Origin of the sequence: Brevundimonas sp. (assembly GCF_044239655.1) — a bacterium.
Taxonomy (GTDB): Bacteria; Pseudomonadota; Alphaproteobacteria; order Caulobacterales; family Caulobacteraceae; genus Brevundimonas.
In genome coordinates, this window is record NZ_JBIIAY010000015.1 from 1 (window position 1) to 20,160 (window position 20,160).

A 20,160-nucleotide genomic window follows, 5' to 3' on the forward strand; every position below is an offset into this window, starting at 1 on the left:
TGCGGTGCTTCCAGAGCGACAGGCCCTTGCGATCCGCGGCGCTGGCGCGGCGACCCGAGGCATTGATGGTCGGCAGGGGAAAGCGGGCGATGACAACGGCCAGCAGGGCCAGCACCACCGCTACGATGATGTAGGGCAGGATGACCGACTGGGCGTCGGCATAGCGTTCGGCTGCGGTCAGGACGACCTCGCCCTGGGCCGTGCCGCCGCTGGAACGCCCCAGGATCAGATAGCCCGCGAACAGCGGCGCGAGCGTCGTGCCCAGGGAGTTGAAGGCCTGGACAAGGTTCAGTCGCGACGAGCCCGTCTCCGGCGGTCCGATCACCGTGACATAGGGGTTGGCCGCGACCTGAAGCAGGGTGATGCCGCTGGCGATGACGAACAGGGCGGTCAGGACCAGACCGTAGGAGGCCAGTCGCGCCGCCGGGACCATCATCAAGGCCCCCACCGCCATCACGGCCAGGCCGGTGACGATCGAGCGCTTGTAGCCGATCCGCTCGATCAGCTTGGCCGACGGGATCGAGGCCACGAAATAGGCGATGAACCAGACCGATTCGATCAGGGTCGTCCGGGTGTAGTCCAGCACGAACACACTGCGCAGATGCGGCAACAGGGTGTTGTTGATGACGGTGATGAACCCCCACATGAAGAACAGGGTCGCCAGCAACGACAGCACGGCGCGCGCTCCCGGTCCCCCGGTCGCGCCGGGTTGAGCCTGGGCCGTCACGCCCGATACCGGTCCTGCCATCGTCTTCGTTTCCCCAGCAGCAGACATCTCGGGTGGGCCCGGTGCCGCTTGCTCTCATCTCATTTGTCAGACTATTGTGCGGGCCAAGGCCGGGCGTCAAGCGCGGCGCAAAAAGCTTGGGGACGAACGATGGTTAGAGCCGGATTGGCAATGACGGCCCTTGTCTGGCTGGCGTCCTGGAGCGGAGTCTCCGCTGCCGAGGCGCGGCGTGAGGCGGCGGGTGTCCTTGCGGACGGAACCGCCGTCGAGGCCATCGTACTGAGCAACGATCACGGGGTCTCTGCCCGTATCCTGACCTATGGCGCGACCCTCCAGTCGATGAGCGGTCCCGATCGCGCCGGCCGCGTCGCCGACGTCGTGCTCGGCTATGACAACGCCTCGGACTACGAGACCCATCCGAACTATTTCGGCGTCACGGTGGGGCGCTATGCCAACCGTATCGCGGGCGGACGGTTCACCTTGGATGGCCGGACCTATCAGCTGCCACTGAACGACACGACCAACTCCCTGCACGGCGGAGGCAAGGCCTTTGACAAGGTGGCCTGGCGCGTGGTCTCGGTCGAAAGCGGTCCCCAGGCGCGGGTCGTGCTGTCCCACACCAGCCCGGACGGAGACGCCGGCTATCCGGGGCAACTCGACGCCACCGTGACCTACAGCCTCGACGACACCGGTGCCCTGACCATCGCGTTTGGCGCGACGACCTCGGTGCCGACCATCGTCAACATGACCAACCACGCGATCTTCAACATGGCAGGTGAAGGCGCGCCGGGGGGGATCGAGGGACACCGGCTGACCATCCCGGCGGCGGCCTATACGCCGGTGGATGCGGCGCTGATTCCGACCGGCGAACTGCGACCGGTCGCCGGAACGGTGTTCGATTTCCGCACGCCACGGGTTATCGGCGAGGGCCTGCGTGACGCGCGGGACGAGCAAATCCGCCTGGGGCGCGGCTATGATCACAACTTCGCCCTCGACAAGGGCGTGACGGACCAGCCCCGGCTCGCGGCCCGCCTCGAAGATCCACAGAGCGGACGGGTGCTGGAGGTGTTGACCACCGACCCCGGGATCCAGGTCTATTCCGGCAATTTCCTCGACGGGACACTCGTCGGCAAGGGCGGGCATCTCTACCGGATGGGCGACGGCCTGGCGCTGGAACCCCAGAAATTTCCCAATGCCCCGAACGTTCCGGCCTTCGTATCGGCCCGCGTCGATCCGGATCGGCCCTACAGACACGTGATGGTCTATCGCCTCACGACTGCCGACTGAGGCTCCGCTCCATGCGCCTTCTCCAGTACCGGGCCGATGACGGCCGCCGGCAGGTCATCGCCGCCGATGGGCCCGACGCCCGCTTCGTCATGGATGCCGAAACCGTGCGCACCCTGGCCTCGGACGCCATCACGTCCGGTGCCGATCTGGCCACCGTCATCGGCCGCCACGGCCTGGGGGATGTCGTTGATCTGAACGCGGCGCTGGAGGCCGGCCGCCTGCTGGCCCCCATCGATCACGATGACCCGGCCCACCTGAGCCTGACCGGCACCGGCCTGACCCACCTCGGCTCGGCCGAGGGCCGCGACCAGATGCACCGGGCCGCCGCAGCCGCCGACCACCAGACCGATTCGATGCGGATGTTTCTGGAAGGGTTGAAGGGCGGCAAGCCTGCCCCCGGCGCGGTCGGCCAGCAGCCGGAATGGTTCTACAAGGGCGACGGGTCGCAGTTGGTCGGGCCCGGACAGCCTCTGACCATGCCGGCCTTCGCCCAGGACGGCGGCGAGGAACCGGAACTCGCCGGTATCTATCTGATCGGGCCGGACGGGACGCCGTGGCGGCTGGGCGTCTGCCTCGCCAACGAGTTCAGCGACCACGTGACCGAGCGCCACAACTATCTGTGGCTGGCCCATTCCAAACTGCGCCCGGCCGCTCTGGGACCGGAACTGCTCGTCGGAACTCCGCCGACGGATCTACGCGGGACCAGCCGGATCCTGCGCGACGACAAGGTACTGTGGGAGCGGCCGTTCTTGTCGGGTGAGGACAACATGTCCCACAGCCTGACCAACCTCGAGCACCATCACTTCAAATACGACCTGTTCCGTCGTCCCGGAGACGTCCACGTGCATTTCTTCGGGACCGCCACCCTCTCCTTCTCGGAGGGCGTGCGCACCCAGGTGGGCGATGTGTTCGAGATCGAGGCGTCGCCGTTCACGCTGCCGCTCAGAAATCCGCTGGTCCGCGCGGCCGAATCCCAGGCCGCCGTCCGCCGACTTTAGGGCTTGCGGGATGAGCGTCATCGCCCGGAATGATTGCGCGGCACAGCTTGACCTACGTTGTCATGGCCCCCACGGTCATGTCTGACTTTTCAGATCACCGTACTGGATGACGTGATGACCCTCTCTCGCCTCATCGCATTTCTCGTCACTCCGATCATGACCGCCCTCGCCCTTTCGGCGGCCGGTCCGGCGCTGGCGCAGATCGAGAACGGCATTCCGCCCAATGAACTGAACGCGGGCTACATCATGGAGGCCGAACGCGAGGTCCTGCGCAACATGCAGCGGCTGAACGCCCAGGCGCGCCGCGAGCCGCCGGCCCAGAGCCTGGCCAACGCCCAGGCCGCTGTGACGGGTGCCGGCGCGACCTGCCAGGTGACGGAGGCGAAACTGCTGGGCAAGACGTCCGAAAGCGCCAGCATCTATGAGGCGACGTGTCTGACCGGACCGGGCTATCTGCTGATCGCCTCGACCCCGCCGCAGGCCGTCAGCTGTATCGTCGCCGCCCAGTCCGCAACACAGAACGTCGCCGGCCCGGGGAACGAAACCACCTTCGTCTGCACGATGCCCGCGAACCAGAACGGAATGGCGGTCCTGGCCGCCTATGCGCGTGAAGCCGGCATCCAGTGTCAGGTCGATTCCGCCGGGCCGGTCGGCACCGCCAACGGCCAGACGGTCTACGAGATCGGGTGTGCGGGCGCGGACGGCTATCGCCTGAAGCGGACCGACACAGGCTGGGAGAAGACCGAATGCTGGATCATCGTCAGCGCCGGATCACGCTGTGCCAGCACGACGCCCGAGGAACAGTTCGCCACGATGAAGGCGCGGCTGGCCGGGACCGATGCCGCGGCCTGTGAGGTCGACGGTGGCCGGTTCATGGGAGCCAACGCCAACGGGGCCTTCTACGAAGCGCGTTGCGCGGGGTCGGACGGTTACATCTTCCACGTCAAGGACGAGGTCACCGACCGGGTCATCCCTTGCGCCATCGCCGCACCGATCGGTGGAGGCTGCACCCTGACGCCCGTCAGGGCCGCGATGCCTGCGCCGGCGGCACCGCCCCCCTCGACCTGATTCAGGCCTGGCGCGAGCCGCGGGTCAGCGTCCTGACCCGCACCAGGCTGGAACCCGCAGTGATGTACAGCGTGCGGCCATCGCCACCGAACTTGCAGTTGGCGGTGGCGCTGCCCGTGTCGATGCGACCCAGGGAACGGCCGTCGGGTGTCAGCACATGGACGCCACCCGGCCCCGTGACGAACAGATGTCCCGACGCGTCGATGGCCAGACCGTCAGGCAGGCCGGGATGGGCGTCCCCGACCATGGCGGTGAGATCCTTGAGCACCCGGCCGTTGGACAGCGTGCCCGCCGGGCTCAGGTCATAGGCCATGACCACGGCGCGCTCGGGATCGGAAACGGGGACGTAGAGGGTGCGTTCGTCCGGCGACAGGGCGATCCCGTTCGGAAAGGTCAGGCCGTCCTCCAGCAGGGTGACTGTGCCGTCCGGGTCGAGCCGATAGACGCCGTTGTGGGGCTGTTCCTTCAGCGGCGAGGCGTTCATCCCCTCTAGCCCATAGGGTGGATCGGTGAAGAAGATCGCGCCGTTGCTGGCCTGGACCAGATCGTTGGGCGAGTTGAACCGCTTGCCGTTGTAATGGGTGGCCAGAAGCGTCTTGGTCTTGCTGGCCAGATCGACACGGGCGATTGCGCGATTGCCGTGGTCGGCCATCAGGATCGATCCCGCCGGCCCCGCGATCAGTCCGTTCGAGCCCGGCTCGCGGTAACCCGAGGCGTCGGCACCGTCGAAGCCGGACGGATCCATGAAGACCGAGGCCCCATCCGCCGGCGACCAGCGGTGAATCCTGTTCCGGGGTACGTCGCTGAACAGCAGATAGCCGCCGTCGGCGATCCAGACCGGACCCTCGGACCAGGTGTAGCCCTCGGCCAGTTTCTCGATCGTGGCGTCCGGTGCGATCAACCGGTCGAGAGCGGGGTCGTCGCGGACGATCTTGCCCACGGTCGGATTGGCGGTCTGGGCCTCGGGCATGGCGACGCTCCGGCAGGCGGTGGCGGAAAGGGCGGCGGCCCCGGCGATAACCAGACGGCGGGACAGGCTCAAGGTCGGGGCTCCTCGGTGGACGGGGTCGGGATGGCCGCGGCCGGGATGGCGCTGACACCGTCGGATGTGATGGTAAAGGTGGTCCGTTCGCGGATATCGGCCGACGATGCTCCGACCATCACCTGGATGTCGCCCGCCTGGATGCGCCAGCGCCCCACATCGACCGTGCCATCCCAATAGGCGAGTTGGGCAGGCGTCAGGGTGAACCGCACCCGCTTCGCCTGACCGGGTGCAAGGGCCACACGGCGAAACCCTCGCAGTTCCTGCACCGGCCGTGACACGGCGGCGACCGGGTCACGGACATAGAGCTGGACCACTTCATCGGCCGGGACGGTGGAGGTGTTGCGGACCGTTACGCCGATGTCGATCTGGCCATCGGCCGCAACCTCGGTCTGGCTGAGCAGCAGGTCGCTGTACTGGAACCGGGCGTAGCTGAGGCCGTGGCCGAATGCGAACAGGGGCGTGATCGGCTGGTCGCGATACCGGGCCGTGTCGCGCACCAGATCCTCGGCGGCCGGACGACCGGTCGGCAGATGGGCGTAGGTCAGGGGCGCGGCCCCGTTGGCGCGCGGGAAACTGATTGGCAGACGGCCGCCCGGCGAGACGCGGCCGGTCAGGACATCGGCGATGGCCGGCCCGCTTTCGACGCCGAGGAACCAGGTCTCCAGGATCGCCGGCGCGCGTTCGGCCAACTCTGGGATCGCCAGCGGCCGGCCGTTCATCAGGATCACGACGACCGGCTTGCCCGTGTCGAGTACGGCGGCCGCCAGTGCATCCTGGGCGGCGCTGAGGCCGATATCGGTATAGCTGCGCGCCTCGCCCGACCGGTCGAAATGCTCGCCGACCACCAGCAGGACCAGGTCAGAGGCACGCGCCGCCTCGACCGCCTCGGCCAAGGCCTCGGCGTCCGAGACCTCATGCACGGCCTGGGCCCCCTCGCCGGAAGCGGTCACGGCGATCGCCTGCGCCGCCTCGGGCCGATAGCCTTGGGCATAGGTTATCGTGGCCTGTGGCAGGGCCTCGCGCAGGGCGGGGATCAGCGGCCGAACGTCCTCGACCTTGCCCTGGGCGCGCCAGCTGCCCAGCGACGAGTTGGCGTCCTCGGCCAGGGCGCCGATCACGGCGATCCGACGCGCGGAGGCGGCGATGGGCAACAGTTCGCCGTCGTTCTTGAGCAGCACGATCGAGCGCCGCGCGGCCTCACGGGCGAGCGCGCGATGATCGGGCGTCAGCATGGCGGCCGCCTCGCGCGCAGGATCGGCGCGGCCGTACGGCGTATCGAACAGGCCCAGCCGTTCCTTGGCGGTCAGCACGGCGATGACGGCCTCGTCCAGCATCGGCAGCAGGGCCGGGTCGGCCTCGATCGCCCCCTTCAGTTCAGCGGAATAGAGGTTGCCCGCCATTTCCATGTCGACGCCGCCGCGCAGGGCCGCCGCGCCGGCTTCGCGAGGCGTTGCCGCGATACCGTGATTGAGCAGTTCGGGGATGGCGTTCCAGTCGCTGACGATCAGGCCGTCATAGTTCCACTCCCCGCGCAGCAGCCCCCGCACCAGCGCCGGATGCGCCGTCAGGGGCACGCCTGCGATATCGTTGAACGCGGTCATCATCGACCCCGCCCCGGCCTGAACCGCCGCATGGAAGGGCGGCAGATAGACTTCGTGCAGGGTGCGATCGGTGATGTCGGCGCTGTCATAGTCCCTGCCGCCCACCGCCGCGCCATAGCCGACGAAATGCTTTGCGGTGGCGAGGATCGAGGTGGCGTCGGCCAGGGACGAGCCCTGATAGCCGCGCACCTGGGCCGTCGTCAGGATGGATCCGAGATAGGGGTCCTCCCCTGCCCCCTCGACGACCCGGCCCCAGCGGGGGTCCCGGGCGATGTCGACCATGGGCGAGAAGGTCCAGTTCAGACCGGCGGCCGTCGCCTCGACCGCCGCCACGCGGGCCGTCTGCTCGACCAGGGGCGGGTCCCAGCTGGCCGCCAGGGCCAGGGGCACGGGGAACAGGGTCTTGTAGCCATGCACCACGTCCATGCCGAACAGCAGGGGCACGCCCAGCCGCGATTCCTCGACCGCCACCCGCTGCAGTTCGCGGATCTGGGTGGCACCCGCCACATGCAGGAAGGAGCCAATCTCGCCGCGTCGCACCCGGTCCAGCGCCGCCGCGTCCAGGCGTGAGTTCAGCGCGCGCTGTCGCCCGCCCGGCACCTGGTTCAGTTGACCGATCTTTTCGTCCAACGTCATTCGGCCGAGAAGATCGCGGACCCGCTGGGACGGCGGTTCAGCCGGCTGGGCGACGGCCGCGCCCGCTGCAGACAGGCTCAGGCAAGCCAATACGACCAGGATGCGTCTCAACACGATTTGTTCTTCCGACAACGTTGTCAATTGCGTGCGTTCAGCCCTAAACCAAAGGCTGGCCGATGGCAAAGCGGCGATTGGACCAGAAGACGCACCCGGGCCACCAGGGCGCGCGGAGGACAGAGGCATGACGTCGAACCCCCACGCTGACGCCCTCGGCAAGGCGACGCTTCGGCGGATCACCGGCCGTCTGATGCCGCTGTTCTGCCTGATGTATCTGATCGCCTACATCGACCGGCAGAACGTCTCCTACGCCAAGCTCCAGATGGCCGACGCCCTGCGCATGAGCGAGGCGGTCTATGGGTTGGGCGCCGCCCTGTTCTTCATCGGCTATTTCCTGTTCGAGGCCCCCGCCAACCTGATCCTGGCCAAGGTCGGGGCTCGCGTCTGGTTCACCCGCATCATGGCGACCTGGGGTCTGATCACCATCGCGCTCGGCTTCACCGACAGCCCGGCCATGTTCTACATCCTGCGCTTCCTGCTGGGCGCGGCCGAGGCGGGTTTCTTTCCCGGGGTCCTCTATGTGCTGACACTCTGGTACCCGCAGTCGCATCGCGGCCGGATGATCGGCGCGTTCATGATCGCCAGCGCCGTCGCGAATGCGGTCGGCGCCCTGATCGGCGGGGCCCTGCTGGATCTCGACGGTCTGTGGGGACTTGCCGGCTGGCAGTGGGTCTTCATCGCCACCGGTATCCCGGCGGTCGCGCTGGCGCCCTATGTTCTGTTTCGCCTGCCGAATGGCCCCCAGAGCGCGGCGTGGCTCGAGCCGGATCAGAAGTCCTGGATCGCCGGCGTCCTCAAGGCCGAGGACGACGCGGCCCCGGAGACCGGTCACGCCTCGCCTTGGCGGGCCATGCTGGATCGGCGCGTGCTGCTGCTGGCCGTGATGTACGTCGGCTTCCCCCTGGCGGCCTATGGGCTCAGCTACTGGCTGCCGACGGTGGTGAAGGGGTTCGGGGTGTCCAACACCGTGAACGGGATGCTGAACGTCATTCCCTGGATCCTTGTCGGGTTCGCCCTGTGGCTGCTGCCCCGTCATGCCGCCCGGGTCGGCCACAACGCCTGGCATATCGCCGGACCGGCGCTGGTCGGAGCGGCCTGTCTGGTGCTGAGTGTCGTCGTGCCCGGGGCCGTCGCCAAATTCGCCCTGCTCTGCATCGCCGCCCCGGCCATCTTCGCAGCCCAGCCTGTGTTCTGGAGCTTGCCGCCGACCTTCCTGCGCGGTGCCGGGGCGGCGGCGGGGATCGCGGCCATCAACTCGATCGGCAACCTGGGCGGCTTCGTCGCCCAGACCGTCGTGCCCGCGATCAAACAGGCGACCGGCAGCGACATCCTGCCGATGCTGTTCCCGGCGGCCTGTCTGACGGTGGCGGCGGGGCTGGTCTTCGTCGTCCTGCCCCAGCTCGCCCGCGCGCCGGTTCGAGACGTCAGAGCGTAACGGTCCGCCCCTCGCGCGCCGAGGTGTAGATCGCCTCGATGATCCGCATGTCGCGCAGGCCTTCTTCGCCCGAGACGATCGGCTCGGCATTGGTCATCACGCACTGCGACAGGTGGTCCAGCATCCCTGCGAACTGGTTGTTCGCCAGCGCCGGGGCCGGATGATCGACCGTCTGTCCGCCTTTGCGCAGCCGAAGGCGGTTGCCGTTGTAGGCCGTGGCCGGCTCCGCATCGAGCCAGCCGTCCTTGCCGACGACGCGGTAACGATTGTGACCCGATCCGTACGAGGAGACGCAGTTGGCCACGACGCCCGAAGGGAACTTCAGCAGGAAGTTGATCGTGTCCTCGACCTCCTTGAACCGGATGTCGGAACGGTCGGTCGACTCGATCGCGGTCACCGCCACCGGCTCCTCACCCGTCAGATAGCGGGCGGCCTGAAGGCTGTAGATGCCGATGTCCATCATCGATCCACCGCCGGCCAGGGCACGGTTCAGCCGCCATTGCTTCGGATCGCCGATGTTGAAGCCGGTCTCGGCGGAGATGACGCTGAGCTTGCCCAGCTCGCCGGAACGGGCCATCCGGATCGCCTCGCGATTGTTCGGCTCGAAATGGCTGCGATAGCCGATCATCAGCTTGCGATCGGCGGCGCGACAGGCCGCGATCATGGCCTCGGCCTCCGCCGCCGTATTGGCCATGGGTTTCTCGCACATGACGTGCTTGCCCGCCGCCGCCGCGCGCAGGGTCCACTCGTGGTGCATGCCGTTGGGCAGGATGACGTAGACGATGTCGACGTCCGGATTGTCCCGGATCGTGTCGAAGGTGTCGTAGGTATAGAGGCCGGTCTCCGGCACACCGTACTGGGCCGCATAGCGCCGCGCCTTCTCCGGTGATCCGCTGACCAGTGCCGTCACGCGCGAATGCCGGCACTCGGCGAAGCGCGGCAGGATGATGTCGGCGTACATCCCCAGGCCCATGATCGCATAGCCCAGCTTGCGCTCGGTCTGCGGCGACGCGAGCGCCGCCCCTGCCCCCAGGCCGGTCGATGCGGCGGCCCCGAACTTCAGCAGGGTCCGGCGATTGGATGTCAGGGTCATGGTCGGGATCTCCAGGGGTTTGGTCGCGCTGCGTCGGTCAGGGTCGCGGCCGGTAAGGCCGCTCGCGATAATCGAAATGGTGAAAGTCGGCATGCAGGCCGGCGCCGGACGTGTCCTGACAGGCCATGCCGACGAAGGCGCCGGTGAAGTTCGCGGTCCCCGGCTGAGCCGCCTCGTCGGACAGGATGCTGGCGTCGAACACCTCGGGCAACCAGGTCCAGTCGCTGTCGCCCTGTCGCCAGGCGAACCGCAGCCGCTCCTCATCGACATCGACCCGCAGTTCGATCCGGCCGTCGGGAATGGAGATGGGGCGGGTGAAGGCGTCGGCCTGTGCCTGGTCCGGCAGGGCCGACATCACCTGGAGAACTCGACCCAGGACGTCGTCGTGGGTCACGTGCAGATAGTGAAACTTTGCCGCGCCGTAGTAGCAGACCAGCCCGGCAGCCTGCTGATAGTGGGCCGGCTGGAAGCTCATGGCGGTCGTGGCGGTGAAGCAGAAGGCCTGCTGTCGCCGCGCCACCAGCGACTGCCGAAAGGCACTACCGAGACTCTCCCGGCCGAACAGGCGCAGCACACCGGGCCGCTCGGTCAGGGAGAACAGTTCCTCGGGCCACGGCGATCGCAGCCACTGAAACGCCAGCGGCAGGTCCGGGCCGTCAAAAGTGGTGATCTCGACAACGTCGGCCGCCGCCGGAACGTCTGTGCCGGGCATGACCACATCGAGGACCGGCAGGGCATCACCGGCCTCGGTCCGCAACCAGCCGTCCTCGCCCCAGACCATCGGCTGGATCGCCGTCTCCCGGCCCATGACACACCGGCCGCGATTTCGAAGCGGCCGGCCGCACAGATAGACCGCCCAGGTCCGGCCCTCGGCATCCTCGACCAGATCGGCATGCCCGGCGCGCTGCAGCGGGCTGTCGGGCCGGTCGCGCGCGGTCAGGATCGGTCCGTCAGGATGGAGTTCGTACCGGCCATCGAGGCTGCGCGACCGCGCCAGCGTCACCGCATGGCCCCATCCAGTGCCCCCCTCGGCGGTCAGCAAATAGTACCAGCCGTCGCGCCGATACAGATGCGGGGCCTCGGTCAGGCCGAGCGCCGTCCCCTTGAAGATGACCCGCCGCTCCCCGACCAGCCGCTTCAGCCCCGGGTCGTACTCCTGCAACACGATGCCGCCGAACCGGTTTGCGCCGGGCCGGTGGTCCCACAGCATGTTGATCAGGTATTTGCGCCCGTCATCGTCATGGAAAAGCGACGGATCGAAGCCGCTGGAGTTGAGATGGATCGGGTCGGACCAGTCGCCGTCGATCGTCGGACTGGTCACCAGATAGTTGTGGAAGTCCCTGAGCGAAGCCCCCGATGCGCCGCCGACCGAGGTCCGGCCGTACCGCTTCACATCGGTGTAGACGAGGTGGAACAGGCCGTCGGCATGGGTCAGGCAGGGGGCCCAGACGCCGCAGGAATCGGGTGCCCCGATCATGTTGAGCTGGCTCGGACGCCGCAGAGGTCGCGTGATCAGTCGCCAGTTCACGAGGTCGGTCGAATGGTGGATCTGCACCCCCGGGAACCACTCGAAGGTCGAGGTCGCGATATAGTAGTCGGTGCCCACCCGGACGATGGACGGGTCGGGGTTGAACCCGCGCAGGATCGGATTGCGGATCACGGCCGCGCATCGACGAGGGCCGCGCTCGACCCCGCCCCCTGCCCCGGCGTCGATCCACCCGGGTCACGCACCAGGGTCCACAGGACGACCGCACCCAGCAGATCCAGCACCGCCAGGGCGATGAAGAAGGGCGTGTATCCCACCGTCATGACCAGCCCGCCGATCAGCAGCGAGAACAGCAGAACCCCCAGATTGCCCATGGTCCCGGCCATGCCCGTGACGGTGGCGACCTCGTTCCTTCGGAACAGATCCGACGACATGGTGATGACCGTCACCGACAGGGTCTGGTGCGCAAAACCGCCCAGGCACAGCAGCAGGATGGCCAGATAGGGACTGTCGACCATGCCGACGAAGGCCACCCCGATCATCAGCACGGCACCGACGGTAAAGGCCCATCGGCGGGCGTCGATCAGCTTGACGCCGCGCTTTTGCAAAAACAGAACGACGCTGGGCCCGAACAGACAGCCCAGGTCGGCCGCCACGAAAGGCAGCCAGGCGAACAGGGCGATCTGCTTCAGGTCGAACCCGCGCACGGTCGTCAGATACAGCGGCACCCAGAAGGCCAGGGTTCCCCAGGTCGGATCCGCCAGAAAGCGCGGCAGGGCGATGCCCCAGAAGTTGCGCTGGCGCAGCAGGCGCAGGATGGACGGCCGGGTCCCGTCGCTCAGCGTATGGGCTTCGCGCCCCTCCACGATCTCGGCCCGCTCGGCGTCCGACAGGGCCGGGTGCCGTTCCGGCGCACGATAACAGACCAGCCAGAGCACGACCCAGACCAGCCCGAGCCCCCCCGTGATCACGAAGGCGGCCTGCCAGTTGTAGGTCAGGATGGCCCAGGCCACGAGCGGCGGGGCCAGCATCGACCCGACGGAGGCGCCCATGTTGAACACCCCGCCCGCCATGCCCCGCTCGCGCGCAGGAAACCACTCGGAGACTGCCTTCATCCCGGCCGGATTGGCCGAGCCCTCGGCCAGACCCAGCAGGCCGCGCAGACCGGCCAGCATCGGCCAGCTGTTGGCCAGCCCATGGGCGATCGTGATCAGCGACCAGGCCGTCGCGAACAGGGCGAAACCCGTCCTCAGGCCCAATGTGTCCAGCACGAACCCGCACAGCGGCTGCATCATGATGCCCAGCTGGAAGGCGCTGGTGATGTAGGAATACTGCTGGGTCGTGATGCCCAGTTCGGTGTTCAGGGTCGGGGCTGCGACGCCCAGCGTGCTGCGCGACAGATAGTTGAGGATCGCGCCCAGCATGACCAGGCCGATGATCCACCAGCGCAGCTTTACGCCGAAAAGCCCCCGCCCCATGGCCCTACTGTACCTTGACGACGGCGACGGAGCGCGGCGGCAGGTCGAAGGTCATCTGGCCGTTCGAGACCCGTCCGGCGAACGCCACCGGCTTGACGGTGTCGGGGCTGTCGAAGGTGTTGTGGCTGTCCATCGCCGGCGCGGTCAGCAACCGCCCCTGGGCGGTTCCGGTCGCGCCGGGAAGCCTCAGTGTCAGCGTCAGCGGCGTGTTGGGATCGACATTGACCAGCGACAGCCAAAGCGCGCCGTCCTTGTCGCGCGCCGCCACGGCGTCGGATCGCGGCAGGCTGATATCCCCGAAGGTATAGACGCCCTCGTCCAGGCTCAGCGGAACCAGGGTCGCATCCTGGAACGGCACATACAGGTCATAGACATGATAGGTCGGCGTCAGGACCATCCTCGGCCCGTCGGTCAGGATCATGGCCTGCAAGACGTTGACCATCTGGGCGATGTTGGCGACCTGCACCCGGTCGGCATGGCGCATGAAGATGTTGAGGTTCAACGCCGCGATGACGGCGTCGCGCATGGTGTTCTGCTGCTGCAGGAACCCGGGGTTGCTGCCCGGGGTCGGGTCGGCCCACAGACCCCATTCATCGACGTAAAGGTCGACGTTCTTTTCAGGGTCATAGCGATCCATGATGGCGGTCTGGGCCGTGATCCAGCCCTCCATCTTCAGCGTCGCCTTGATCGCCTTGGCGTATTCGTCCTCGCCGAAGCCGACGCTCGGCCCCTTTGCCTCCCAGGAGTTCGGGATGGTGTAGCCATGCAGCGAGACGCCCTCGATGTCCCAGCTCCAGACCTTTTCCGTCCAGGCCTGCATCACCGCTTCGGTATAGTCCTCGTTGCCGCTATCCCAGCCCACGGCGACGCGCTGCATGGCATCGGGTCCGGTCTGGGCGGGGTTCAGATTGCGCGAATAGTGGGCGTACTGCTTCATCTCCTCGACGTAATGCTCCGCCGACATCGCACCGCCGCAGCCCCAGTTCTCGTTGCCCAGGCCCAGGTATTTGATCTTGTAGGGCTCGGGATGGCCGTTCGCCGCCCGTTCCTGGGCCAGGGTCGTCGGCTGGTCGGCGGTCAGGTATTCGAGCCAGTCGGCGGCCTCCTGAACCGTGCCGGAGCCGACGTTCACCGACAGGAAGACCTCGGCCCCGACCTGGTCGGCGAAGTCCATGAACTCATGGGTGCCGAAGCTGTTGGGCTCGATGACATTGCCCCAGCTGGCGTTCAGCCGTGCGACCCGGGTCTCCGCCGGACCGATGCCGTCGCGCCAGTGATACTCGTCGGCGAAACACCCGCCCGGCCAGCGGATGTTGGGGGCCTTGATCGCCCGCAACGCCTGCACGACGTCCGTGCGGATACCCCGGACATTGGGAATGGGAGAGTCCGTACCGACCCAGACGCCGCCGTAGATCCCGGTGCCAAGATGCTCTGCGAACTGTCCGAAGATGTTGCGATTGATGGTCGGCCCCGGCGTATCGAGATCGACCGTGATGGCCACCGGGGACGTGTCTGCCACCTGAGCCTGCGCCGTCGGAGCGATCAGGGCGAACGCAAGGGTCGTCGCCAGAAGAGGACGCAGGGTCATGGAAATCCCGATCATTGTCTAAGCTCTCTGAAAATTACGCCCGCGCGCCGGGTCAGTTCGGCAGGGTCGCGGATCCGGTGATGACGACACTCGCGGCCTGGCCCGGCACATGGGGCAGGCCCGGTTGGCCGCCGCCGAACCAGAGGCTGGCCGTTCCGGCGTCGACACGTCGCACACCCGACGCGTCCACCGTGGACAGGCTCCGATTGTCGATGGTGAAGGAGACCCGGCGCTGTTCGCCGGCCGCCAGATGGATGCGTTGAAAGCCGACCAGCGAATGCTTCGGTGCGCCCGCGACGTCCGGCCGGCTGAGGTAGAGCTGCACCACCTCGTCCCCGGCGCGATCCCCGGCATTGGCGACCACGACGCTGGCTTCCACCGAGCCGTCGGCACTCACCCGTCGCGCTGCGACCTTCGGGTCGCTGTAGGCAAACCGGGTGTAGGACAGGCCGTGCCCGAAGGGGTACAGCACCGGCCCGTCGAAATAGCGATAGGTTCGATCCTTCATCTCGTAGTCGGTGAAGGACGGCAGATCGTCAGCGGACCTGTAGAAGGTGACCGGAAGCCGGCCCGCCGGATTGACGTCCCCGGCGATGATGCGAGCGACGGCGTCGCCGCCCTGACCACCCGGATACCAGGCCTCCAGGATCGCAGGCACATGGGCATCGGCCCAGTTGACGCTGAGGGCGCTGCCGTTGACCAGAACCAGGACGACCGGCGTGCCCGTCGAATGGACCTTTTCAAGCAGTGACTGCTGGACCGCAGGCAGGTCCAGACTGGTCCGGTCGCCGCCGGCGAAGCCCGGAACCTCGATCCCCATCTCCTCGCCTTCGAGCTGCGAGGTCAGTCCCGCGACGAAGATGACGACGTCCGCATTGCGGGCGGCCTGCGTCGCCGCAACGGCTCCGGGATCGGAGGGCAGGCTCCACAACAGTCCCTCATTGCCCTCGGTGGCGCGCTGGAACGCCTCGACCCGGATACGATAGGTCTGGCCGCGCGACAGTTGAACCTTGCCCGCCGCGATGGACGGCCGCCAATCGACCCTCCAGGCATCGACGACGGGCTTGTCGTCGATGAAGATCCGATACCCCCCATTGGCGTCATAGCGGAAGACGTGCTCGCCATCCTCGGACGCCTTCAGGAAGCCGCTGAACCGGACGGCACCGCTCTGCAATTCGCCCGACCACCGATAGCGGGGCTCTCCGACCGGCGTGGTCCCGATCGGGGCCGTGGCATAGGTGCGATCCGCAAAACGCTCGAGCGTCAGGCCGCTGGTCCGACACTCCGCATCGGCGCACAGGACCGCGTTCGGCACGGGCACCAGCGCAGGATCGATCAGGCCTGTTCCTTCGGCAAAGGTGATCTCCGCGTCGGGAAAGCGACGACGAATGCCGTCCAGTATGGTCACCGGCTGTGACGGCTCCCCGTTGTAGTTGCCGACCAGGGCCGCCTGGCTGTCGGCATTGGGGCCGATCACGGCGATCCGGCGGACGTCTTCATTCAGCGGCAGCAACCCGTCGTTCTTGAGCAGGACCATGGCCGCCTCGGCCGTCGCAAGAGACAGCGCCCTCCCTGCGTCCGTGTCATAGTCGGCGGCCGTGATCGAAGGGAAGACACGGGCGGCATCGTCGAACTGTCCCAGCCTGACCCTCGCCGTGAACAGGCGCACCAGCGATCGGTCGATCGTGGCCTCCGACAGCAGCCCCTCCCTGACCGAACGAACGATATGCTCGCCTTCCACCGGGCCGCCGCAGATCAGGTCCATGCCCGCATCGAAGGCGGCGGCCACACCCGCTTCCGGCGTGGCGGAATACCCGTGATGGTCGGGCCGATAGATGTCGGCGACCGCCTCGCAGTCGGAAACGACATAGCCGTCGAACTTCCAGTCACGGCGCAGCCAGTCGGTCAGCAGGGACCGGCTGGCGCAGGCCGGCACGCCGTCCACGGCATTATAGGCGCACATGATCGACCCGGCCTGGCCTTCGATCACCGTGGCCCGGAACGCCGGCAGATAGGTGTCGGCGAGATCGCGGGCGCTCGGGTGGATGTCGTCGCGGTGCCGGCTGGCCTCCGGCCCGGAATGGACGGCGAAATGTTTCGGGGTCGCGACGGTCCGGTAATAGTCAGCATCTTCGCCTTGCAGACCGCGAACGAAGGCCACACCCAGCCGGGTGGTCAGATAGGGGTCCTCGCCATAGGTTTCCTGTCCCCTCCCCCACCGGGGATCACGAAAGATGTTGATGTTGGGCGACCAGACCGTCAGCCCTGCGAACCAGTCCGAACCCCCGAAACGATGGCGCTCAGCCAGGTGCTTGGCACGAAACTCGACACTGATCAGGTCAGCGACGGCCTGAATTCGCGGAGCGTCGAACGTCGCTGCCAGGCCGATCGCCTGAGGGAATACGGTGGCATATCCCGCCGCCGCCACGCCATGCAGGCCTTCATTCCACCAGTTGTACTCGCGCACCTGAAGGCGGGGAATGGCCGGGGCGTCGTTCAGAAGCTGTGACGCCTTCTCTTCCAGTGTCATGCGGGACACCAGGTCGGCGGCGCGCTCGGCGGCCGGCCGGGCGTTATCCTGATAGGACGGAACCGTGGCTCCGGGCAGTTGGGCGTGTGCGTCCGGTGCAAACACAAAAGCGCCGATCAGGGTCATCCATGCGATGACGCAGCCATACCGGTTCAGCCCGGTGCGCGCCTGTTCGCGGCCGACCGACGCAGGCATGACCCGACCTTTCATCGCCGGCCAATCTCGACAAAATCTCACGATCGCCTCCCGCCAGCGGACGAACTTTTATAGATTCAATTGTCAGACTTATGCACGTCAATTGTTGCGCGGATTTGATCCCGGGCCGTGTTCAAGAGGACGTTTCGCGTCTTCAAAGGCGAGGGCCTGACCACCGCTCGCGCGCAGTTCGGCGTGACCCGCAAGGCCACGCCGAACCCGGAAAGCCATGCTGGAACTACGGCGTGCCCGTCGGCGCGCCGACGGCCGCAGGACAGACGGTATCGTTCTCGTTCGCTGCGAGCTGGACTTCCGAGATCGAAAGGGTCACGGCGTTCGACGCGCGCAAGGCGAAGGGCGCATCGACGGCGGCCACCCGGGCTCCAGCAGCCCGCAGGCACGACAATTCCACCTTGATCGTCCGCCATTCCCCCAGGGGTGCAGCGGCCAGGATCGAGGTCAGATCGACAGCCCCCCCGCCCACGGCGAGGCTGACGGTCCCGGCCGGACGAGCATCGACCCGATACCGGAAGGACAGTGCCATCTCGCCATTGGTCTGACGCGTCAGGTCCACGGCCGGACCCTTGATCGAAACCGATGCAGGGCCCGATCCGTCGAAGGCGAACTGTCGTGCGCTTTCCTGGGCGAGATCATCGACTGCGCCCGTGGTGACATGCTTCTGCGGGCTTTCGCCATCGGCGCTCACGGCCAGTTGAGCCTCGCCGCCCGCGTCGGTCAGGAACAGCGTCCACGGCGCGACCAGCTTCCCATCGACCAGGTACCGGTCCACGCTCGAGGCGCTGGTGGTGACGCCCGAAACTTCGGACAGTTGAGCGACCGATTGGCCGGCGGCATAGGTCAGACCATAGCCATAGGCGAACTGCGGATCGTAGTTCGGATCGCCGACGTTCAGCGGCTCTCCCGTCGCCAGGCGCGGCCAGGAGAAGGACAGTTTCCCGGTGAAATCATGCCGCGCCTTGCCCTGGACGTCGCCGATCAGAACATCGGCCACGCCGCCGCCCTCACTGCCGGGCAGCCAGGCCGCGACGAAGGCGTCCGACTGGTTGATCTCGGGGTTCGTCCAAAGCGGGCGGCCGGACAGAAAGACCGACACCGTCGGAATGCCGGCGGCCTTCAGCTTGCGCAGTGTTTCCAGCGGACCTTCCGGCCGGAAATCCAGATCCGGAACATCACCCTGGAACTCGGCATAGGGGGTCTCGCCGAAGACGACGATGGCCACATCGGGCTTGTCGGCGAACGTGCCGTCGACGCTCAGCTGAGCCGAGCCGCCGGCATCGGTGACCTCCGTCTTGATGCCGTCCCAGATCGACTCGCCATTCGGGAAATCGGCCCGGGTGTTGCCGGTCCCCTGCCAGGTCAGGGTCCAGCCTCCCGCCGCCTGACCGATGTCGTCGGCGGATCCTGCGACCAGAACCCGGGCACCGGCGCGGATCGGCAGGACCGAGCCCTCGTTCTTGAGCAGGACCAGAGACTGACGGACGGCCTGACGGGCCAGGGCCCGATGTTCGGGCGAACCCAGCACCTCGAGCCGCCCCTCCACGGGGCGCTCATCGCGGAACAGACCGGTCTTGACCTTGGCTCTCAGAATCCGGGTCACGGCCTCATCCAGACGCTGAGCCGAGATCTCGCCCGAGCGAACCTGCGCCAGGGTGCTGGCATACAGCGGCTTCCAGCTGTCGGGGGCCATCAGCATGTCGATCCCGGCATTGACGGCAAGCGCGCAGCTCTCGTTGGTGCAGCCGGGCAGCTGGCCGTGGGCGTTCCAGTCGGACACTACGAAGCCGTCGAACCCGAGCGGTCCATGCAGAACGTCGCGAAGGATGGTCGGATTGCCGGAATGCTTGACGCCGTTCCAGCTTGAGAAACTGGCCATGACCGACAGGACGCCTGCGTCGATCGCCGCCGGATAGCCGCCCAGATGGATGTCGATCAGACCCTGTTCGGGGCCCTGATAATCGCCCTGATCGGTACCGCCCTGGGTGCCGCCGTCGGCCAGATAGTGTTTGGCGGAGCCCGCGATATGCCCGGGCTCCAGCGGATGGTCCGCAGAGAGCTCGCCCTGTAGCCCCAGGGTCATCGGGCCGGCATAGGCGCGCTGGATTTCCGGCGTCTCGCCATAGCCCTCGTAGGTCCGCCCCCAGCGGTCGTCGCGAGGCACGGCCAGGGTCGGGCCGAAGGTCCAGTCGGCGCCGGTGGCGGCGACTTCCAGCGCGGTGGCCTCGCCGATGCGGCGGATCAGCTCCGGATCGCGAGCGGCGCCCAGGCCGATGTTGTGCGGGAAGATCGTCGCGCCGACGACGTTGTTGTGCCCGTGGACGGCGTCGATCCCATAGATCAGGGGAATGCGCGCGCCGGGTCGGGCCGCCGCCGCCGCCCGGAAGGCCCGGGCCAGATCGACCCAGGCCTGGGCGCTGGCGCGGTCATTGCCGCCGGGCGCGGAATTCCCGCCGGCCAGGATCGATCCCAGCGGATAGGTGGCGAGGTCCGCGGGCGTAATCGAGGCGATGTCCGCCTGGATGATCTGGCCGACCTTTTCCTCGACCGTCATCCGCTTCAGCAGGTCGGCGACGAAGGCCTCGGTCGCCGGGTCGCTCATCGCATCGGGGGACGAGGCTTTCGGCCAGAGGTCGGGGTGGGCCGTCGCCGCCGCCGGCACCGTCGGCGACGACGCCGTCTGGGCCAGTACGACGCCGGGGCCGCACAGCGCCGAGGTCAGCATCAGAAGAGTTGTAAATGCCCGCATTGGCTTCGTCCCTTGTCACGGGCTCCTTGGCCGGATTCATCCGGCGCGGCGCCACTTGTTCAACACGTCCAGACCCGGTGGTCCGAACCAATCGAGATAGCGCTATCACCAA

The 20,160-nt window shown here is 67.3% G+C and carries 13 protein-coding genes; 4 read left to right on the forward strand and 9 right to left on the reverse strand.

Going from position 1 to position 20,160, the window contains the following annotated elements; genetic code table 11:
• Positions 1–748: MFS transporter (locus ACILQR_RS03520; RefSeq protein WP_395650118.1), on the reverse strand; the 748-nt coding region annotated here is incomplete at its 3' end.
• Between the two features lie 150 nt (positions 749–898).
• On the opposite strand from ACILQR_RS03520, the gene ACILQR_RS03525 reads away from it, so the two are divergent.
• From ACILQR_RS03525 to ACILQR_RS03535, 3 genes are all read left to right on the forward strand, one after another.
• Positions 899–2,014: an aldose epimerase family protein gene (locus ACILQR_RS03525; protein WP_395650119.1), complete on the forward strand. Its 1,116-nt coding sequence runs from the start codon at positions 899–901 to the stop codon at positions 2,012–2,014.
• 11 nt (positions 2,015–2,025) lie between these two features.
• A complete protein-coding gene (araD1, locus tag ACILQR_RS03530) occupies positions 2,026–3,012 on the forward strand; it encodes an AraD1 family protein (protein WP_395650120.1) in 987 nt (328 codons plus the stop codon).
• Positions 3,013–3,126: 114 nt separating this feature from the next.
• Positions 3,127–4,080 carry a hypothetical protein gene (locus ACILQR_RS03535; protein ID WP_395650121.1) on the forward strand — a complete coding sequence of 318 codons (954 nt, stop codon included), beginning with the start codon at positions 3,127–3,129 and terminating at the stop codon, positions 4,078–4,080.
• Between the two features lies 1 nt (position 4,081).
• Here the strand turns inward: ACILQR_RS03535 and ACILQR_RS03540 are convergent, their stop codons facing one another.
• Together ACILQR_RS03540 and bglX are read right to left on the reverse strand one after the other, a co-directional pair.
• Complete coding sequence (locus ACILQR_RS03540) at positions 4,082–5,122, reverse strand: SMP-30/gluconolactonase/LRE family protein (protein WP_395650122.1); 1,041 nt, start codon at positions 5,120–5,122, stop codon at positions 4,082–4,084.
• Positions 5,119–7,476: a beta-glucosidase BglX gene (gene bglX, locus ACILQR_RS03545; RefSeq protein WP_395650123.1), complete on the reverse strand. Its 2,358-nt coding sequence runs from the start codon at positions 7,474–7,476 to the stop codon at positions 5,119–5,121. The genes ACILQR_RS03540 and bglX overlap by 4 nt, the downstream gene beginning before the upstream one ends.
• Before the next feature lie 127 nt (positions 7,477–7,603).
• On the opposite strand from bglX, the gene ACILQR_RS03550 reads away from it, so the two are divergent.
• A complete protein-coding gene (locus ACILQR_RS03550) occupies positions 7,604–8,914 on the forward strand; it encodes an MFS transporter (protein ID WP_395650124.1) in 1,311 nt (436 codons plus the stop codon).
• Here ACILQR_RS03550 and ACILQR_RS03555 read toward each other — a convergent pair.
• The 6 genes from ACILQR_RS03555 to ACILQR_RS03580 all read right to left on the reverse strand — a co-directional run bounded on the left by ACILQR_RS03555 (position 8,904) and on the right by ACILQR_RS03580 (position 20,048).
• Positions 8,904–10,007: a Gfo/Idh/MocA family protein gene (locus tag ACILQR_RS03555; protein ID WP_395650125.1), complete on the reverse strand. Its 1,104-nt coding sequence runs from the start codon at positions 10,005–10,007 to the stop codon at positions 8,904–8,906. The two genes, ACILQR_RS03550 and ACILQR_RS03555, sit on opposite strands and share 11 nt — an antisense overlap.
• A 37-nt stretch (positions 10,008–10,044) precedes the next feature.
• A complete protein-coding gene (locus tag ACILQR_RS03560) occupies positions 10,045–11,667 on the reverse strand; it encodes a glycoside hydrolase family 43 protein (RefSeq protein WP_395650126.1) in 1,623 nt (540 codons plus the stop codon).
• Positions 11,664–12,971 carry an MFS transporter gene (locus ACILQR_RS03565; protein ID WP_395650127.1) on the reverse strand — a complete coding sequence of 436 codons (1,308 nt, stop codon included), beginning with the start codon at positions 12,969–12,971 and terminating at the stop codon, positions 11,664–11,666. Before ACILQR_RS03565 ends, ACILQR_RS03560 begins: the two co-directional genes overlap by 4 nt.
• A gap of 4 nt (positions 12,972–12,975) precedes the next feature.
• On the reverse strand, positions 12,976–14,559 hold the full coding sequence (locus ACILQR_RS03570) for an alpha-N-arabinofuranosidase (protein WP_395650128.1): 1,584 nt from the start codon (positions 14,557–14,559) through the stop codon (positions 12,976–12,978).
• 52 nt (positions 14,560–14,611) lie between these two features.
• Positions 14,612–17,284, reverse strand: coding sequence for a glycoside hydrolase family 3 C-terminal domain-containing protein (locus ACILQR_RS03575; RefSeq protein WP_395650129.1), 2,673 nt, complete (start codon positions 17,282–17,284; stop codon positions 14,612–14,614).
• A gap of 238 nt (positions 17,285–17,522) precedes the next feature.
• The gene (locus ACILQR_RS03580; RefSeq protein WP_395650130.1) at positions 17,523–20,048 is read right to left on the reverse strand and encodes a glycoside hydrolase family 3 N-terminal domain-containing protein; all 2,526 of its coding nucleotides are present in this window, start codon (positions 20,046–20,048) and stop codon (positions 17,523–17,525) included.
• Between the last annotated feature and the right edge of the window lie 112 nt (positions 20,049–20,160).

Excerpts from the sequence above, each read along its gene's own strand:
- ACILQR_RS03565 (WP_395650127.1), bottom strand. The coding sequence starts at position 12,971 with ATGGGGCGGGGGCTTTTCGGCGTAAAGCTGCGCTGGTGGATCATCGGC.
- ACILQR_RS03580 (WP_395650130.1), bottom strand. The coding sequence starts at position 20,048 with ATGCGGGCATTTACAACTCTTCTGATGCTGACCTCGGCGCTGTGCGGC.
- araD1 (WP_395650120.1), top strand. The coding sequence starts at position 2,026 with ATGCGCCTTCTCCAGTACCGGGCCGATGACGGCCGCCGGCAGGTCATC.
- ACILQR_RS03555 (WP_395650125.1), bottom strand. The coding sequence starts at position 10,007 with ATGACCCTGACATCCAATCGCCGGACCCTGCTGAAGTTCGGGGCCGCC.
- ACILQR_RS03575 (WP_395650129.1), bottom strand. The coding sequence starts at position 17,284 with ATGCCTGCGTCGGTCGGCCGCGAACAGGCGCGCACCGGGCTGAACCGG.
- ACILQR_RS03550 (WP_395650124.1), top strand. The coding sequence starts at position 7,604 with ATGACGTCGAACCCCCACGCTGACGCCCTCGGCAAGGCGACGCTTCGG.
- ACILQR_RS03535 (WP_395650121.1), top strand. The coding sequence starts at position 3,127 with ATGACCCTCTCTCGCCTCATCGCATTTCTCGTCACTCCGATCATGACC.
- ACILQR_RS03525 (WP_395650119.1), top strand. The coding sequence starts at position 899 with ATGACGGCCCTTGTCTGGCTGGCGTCCTGGAGCGGAGTCTCCGCTGCC.
- ACILQR_RS03570 (WP_395650128.1), bottom strand. The coding sequence starts at position 14,559 with ATGACCCTGCGTCCTCTTCTGGCGACGACCCTTGCGTTCGCCCTGATC.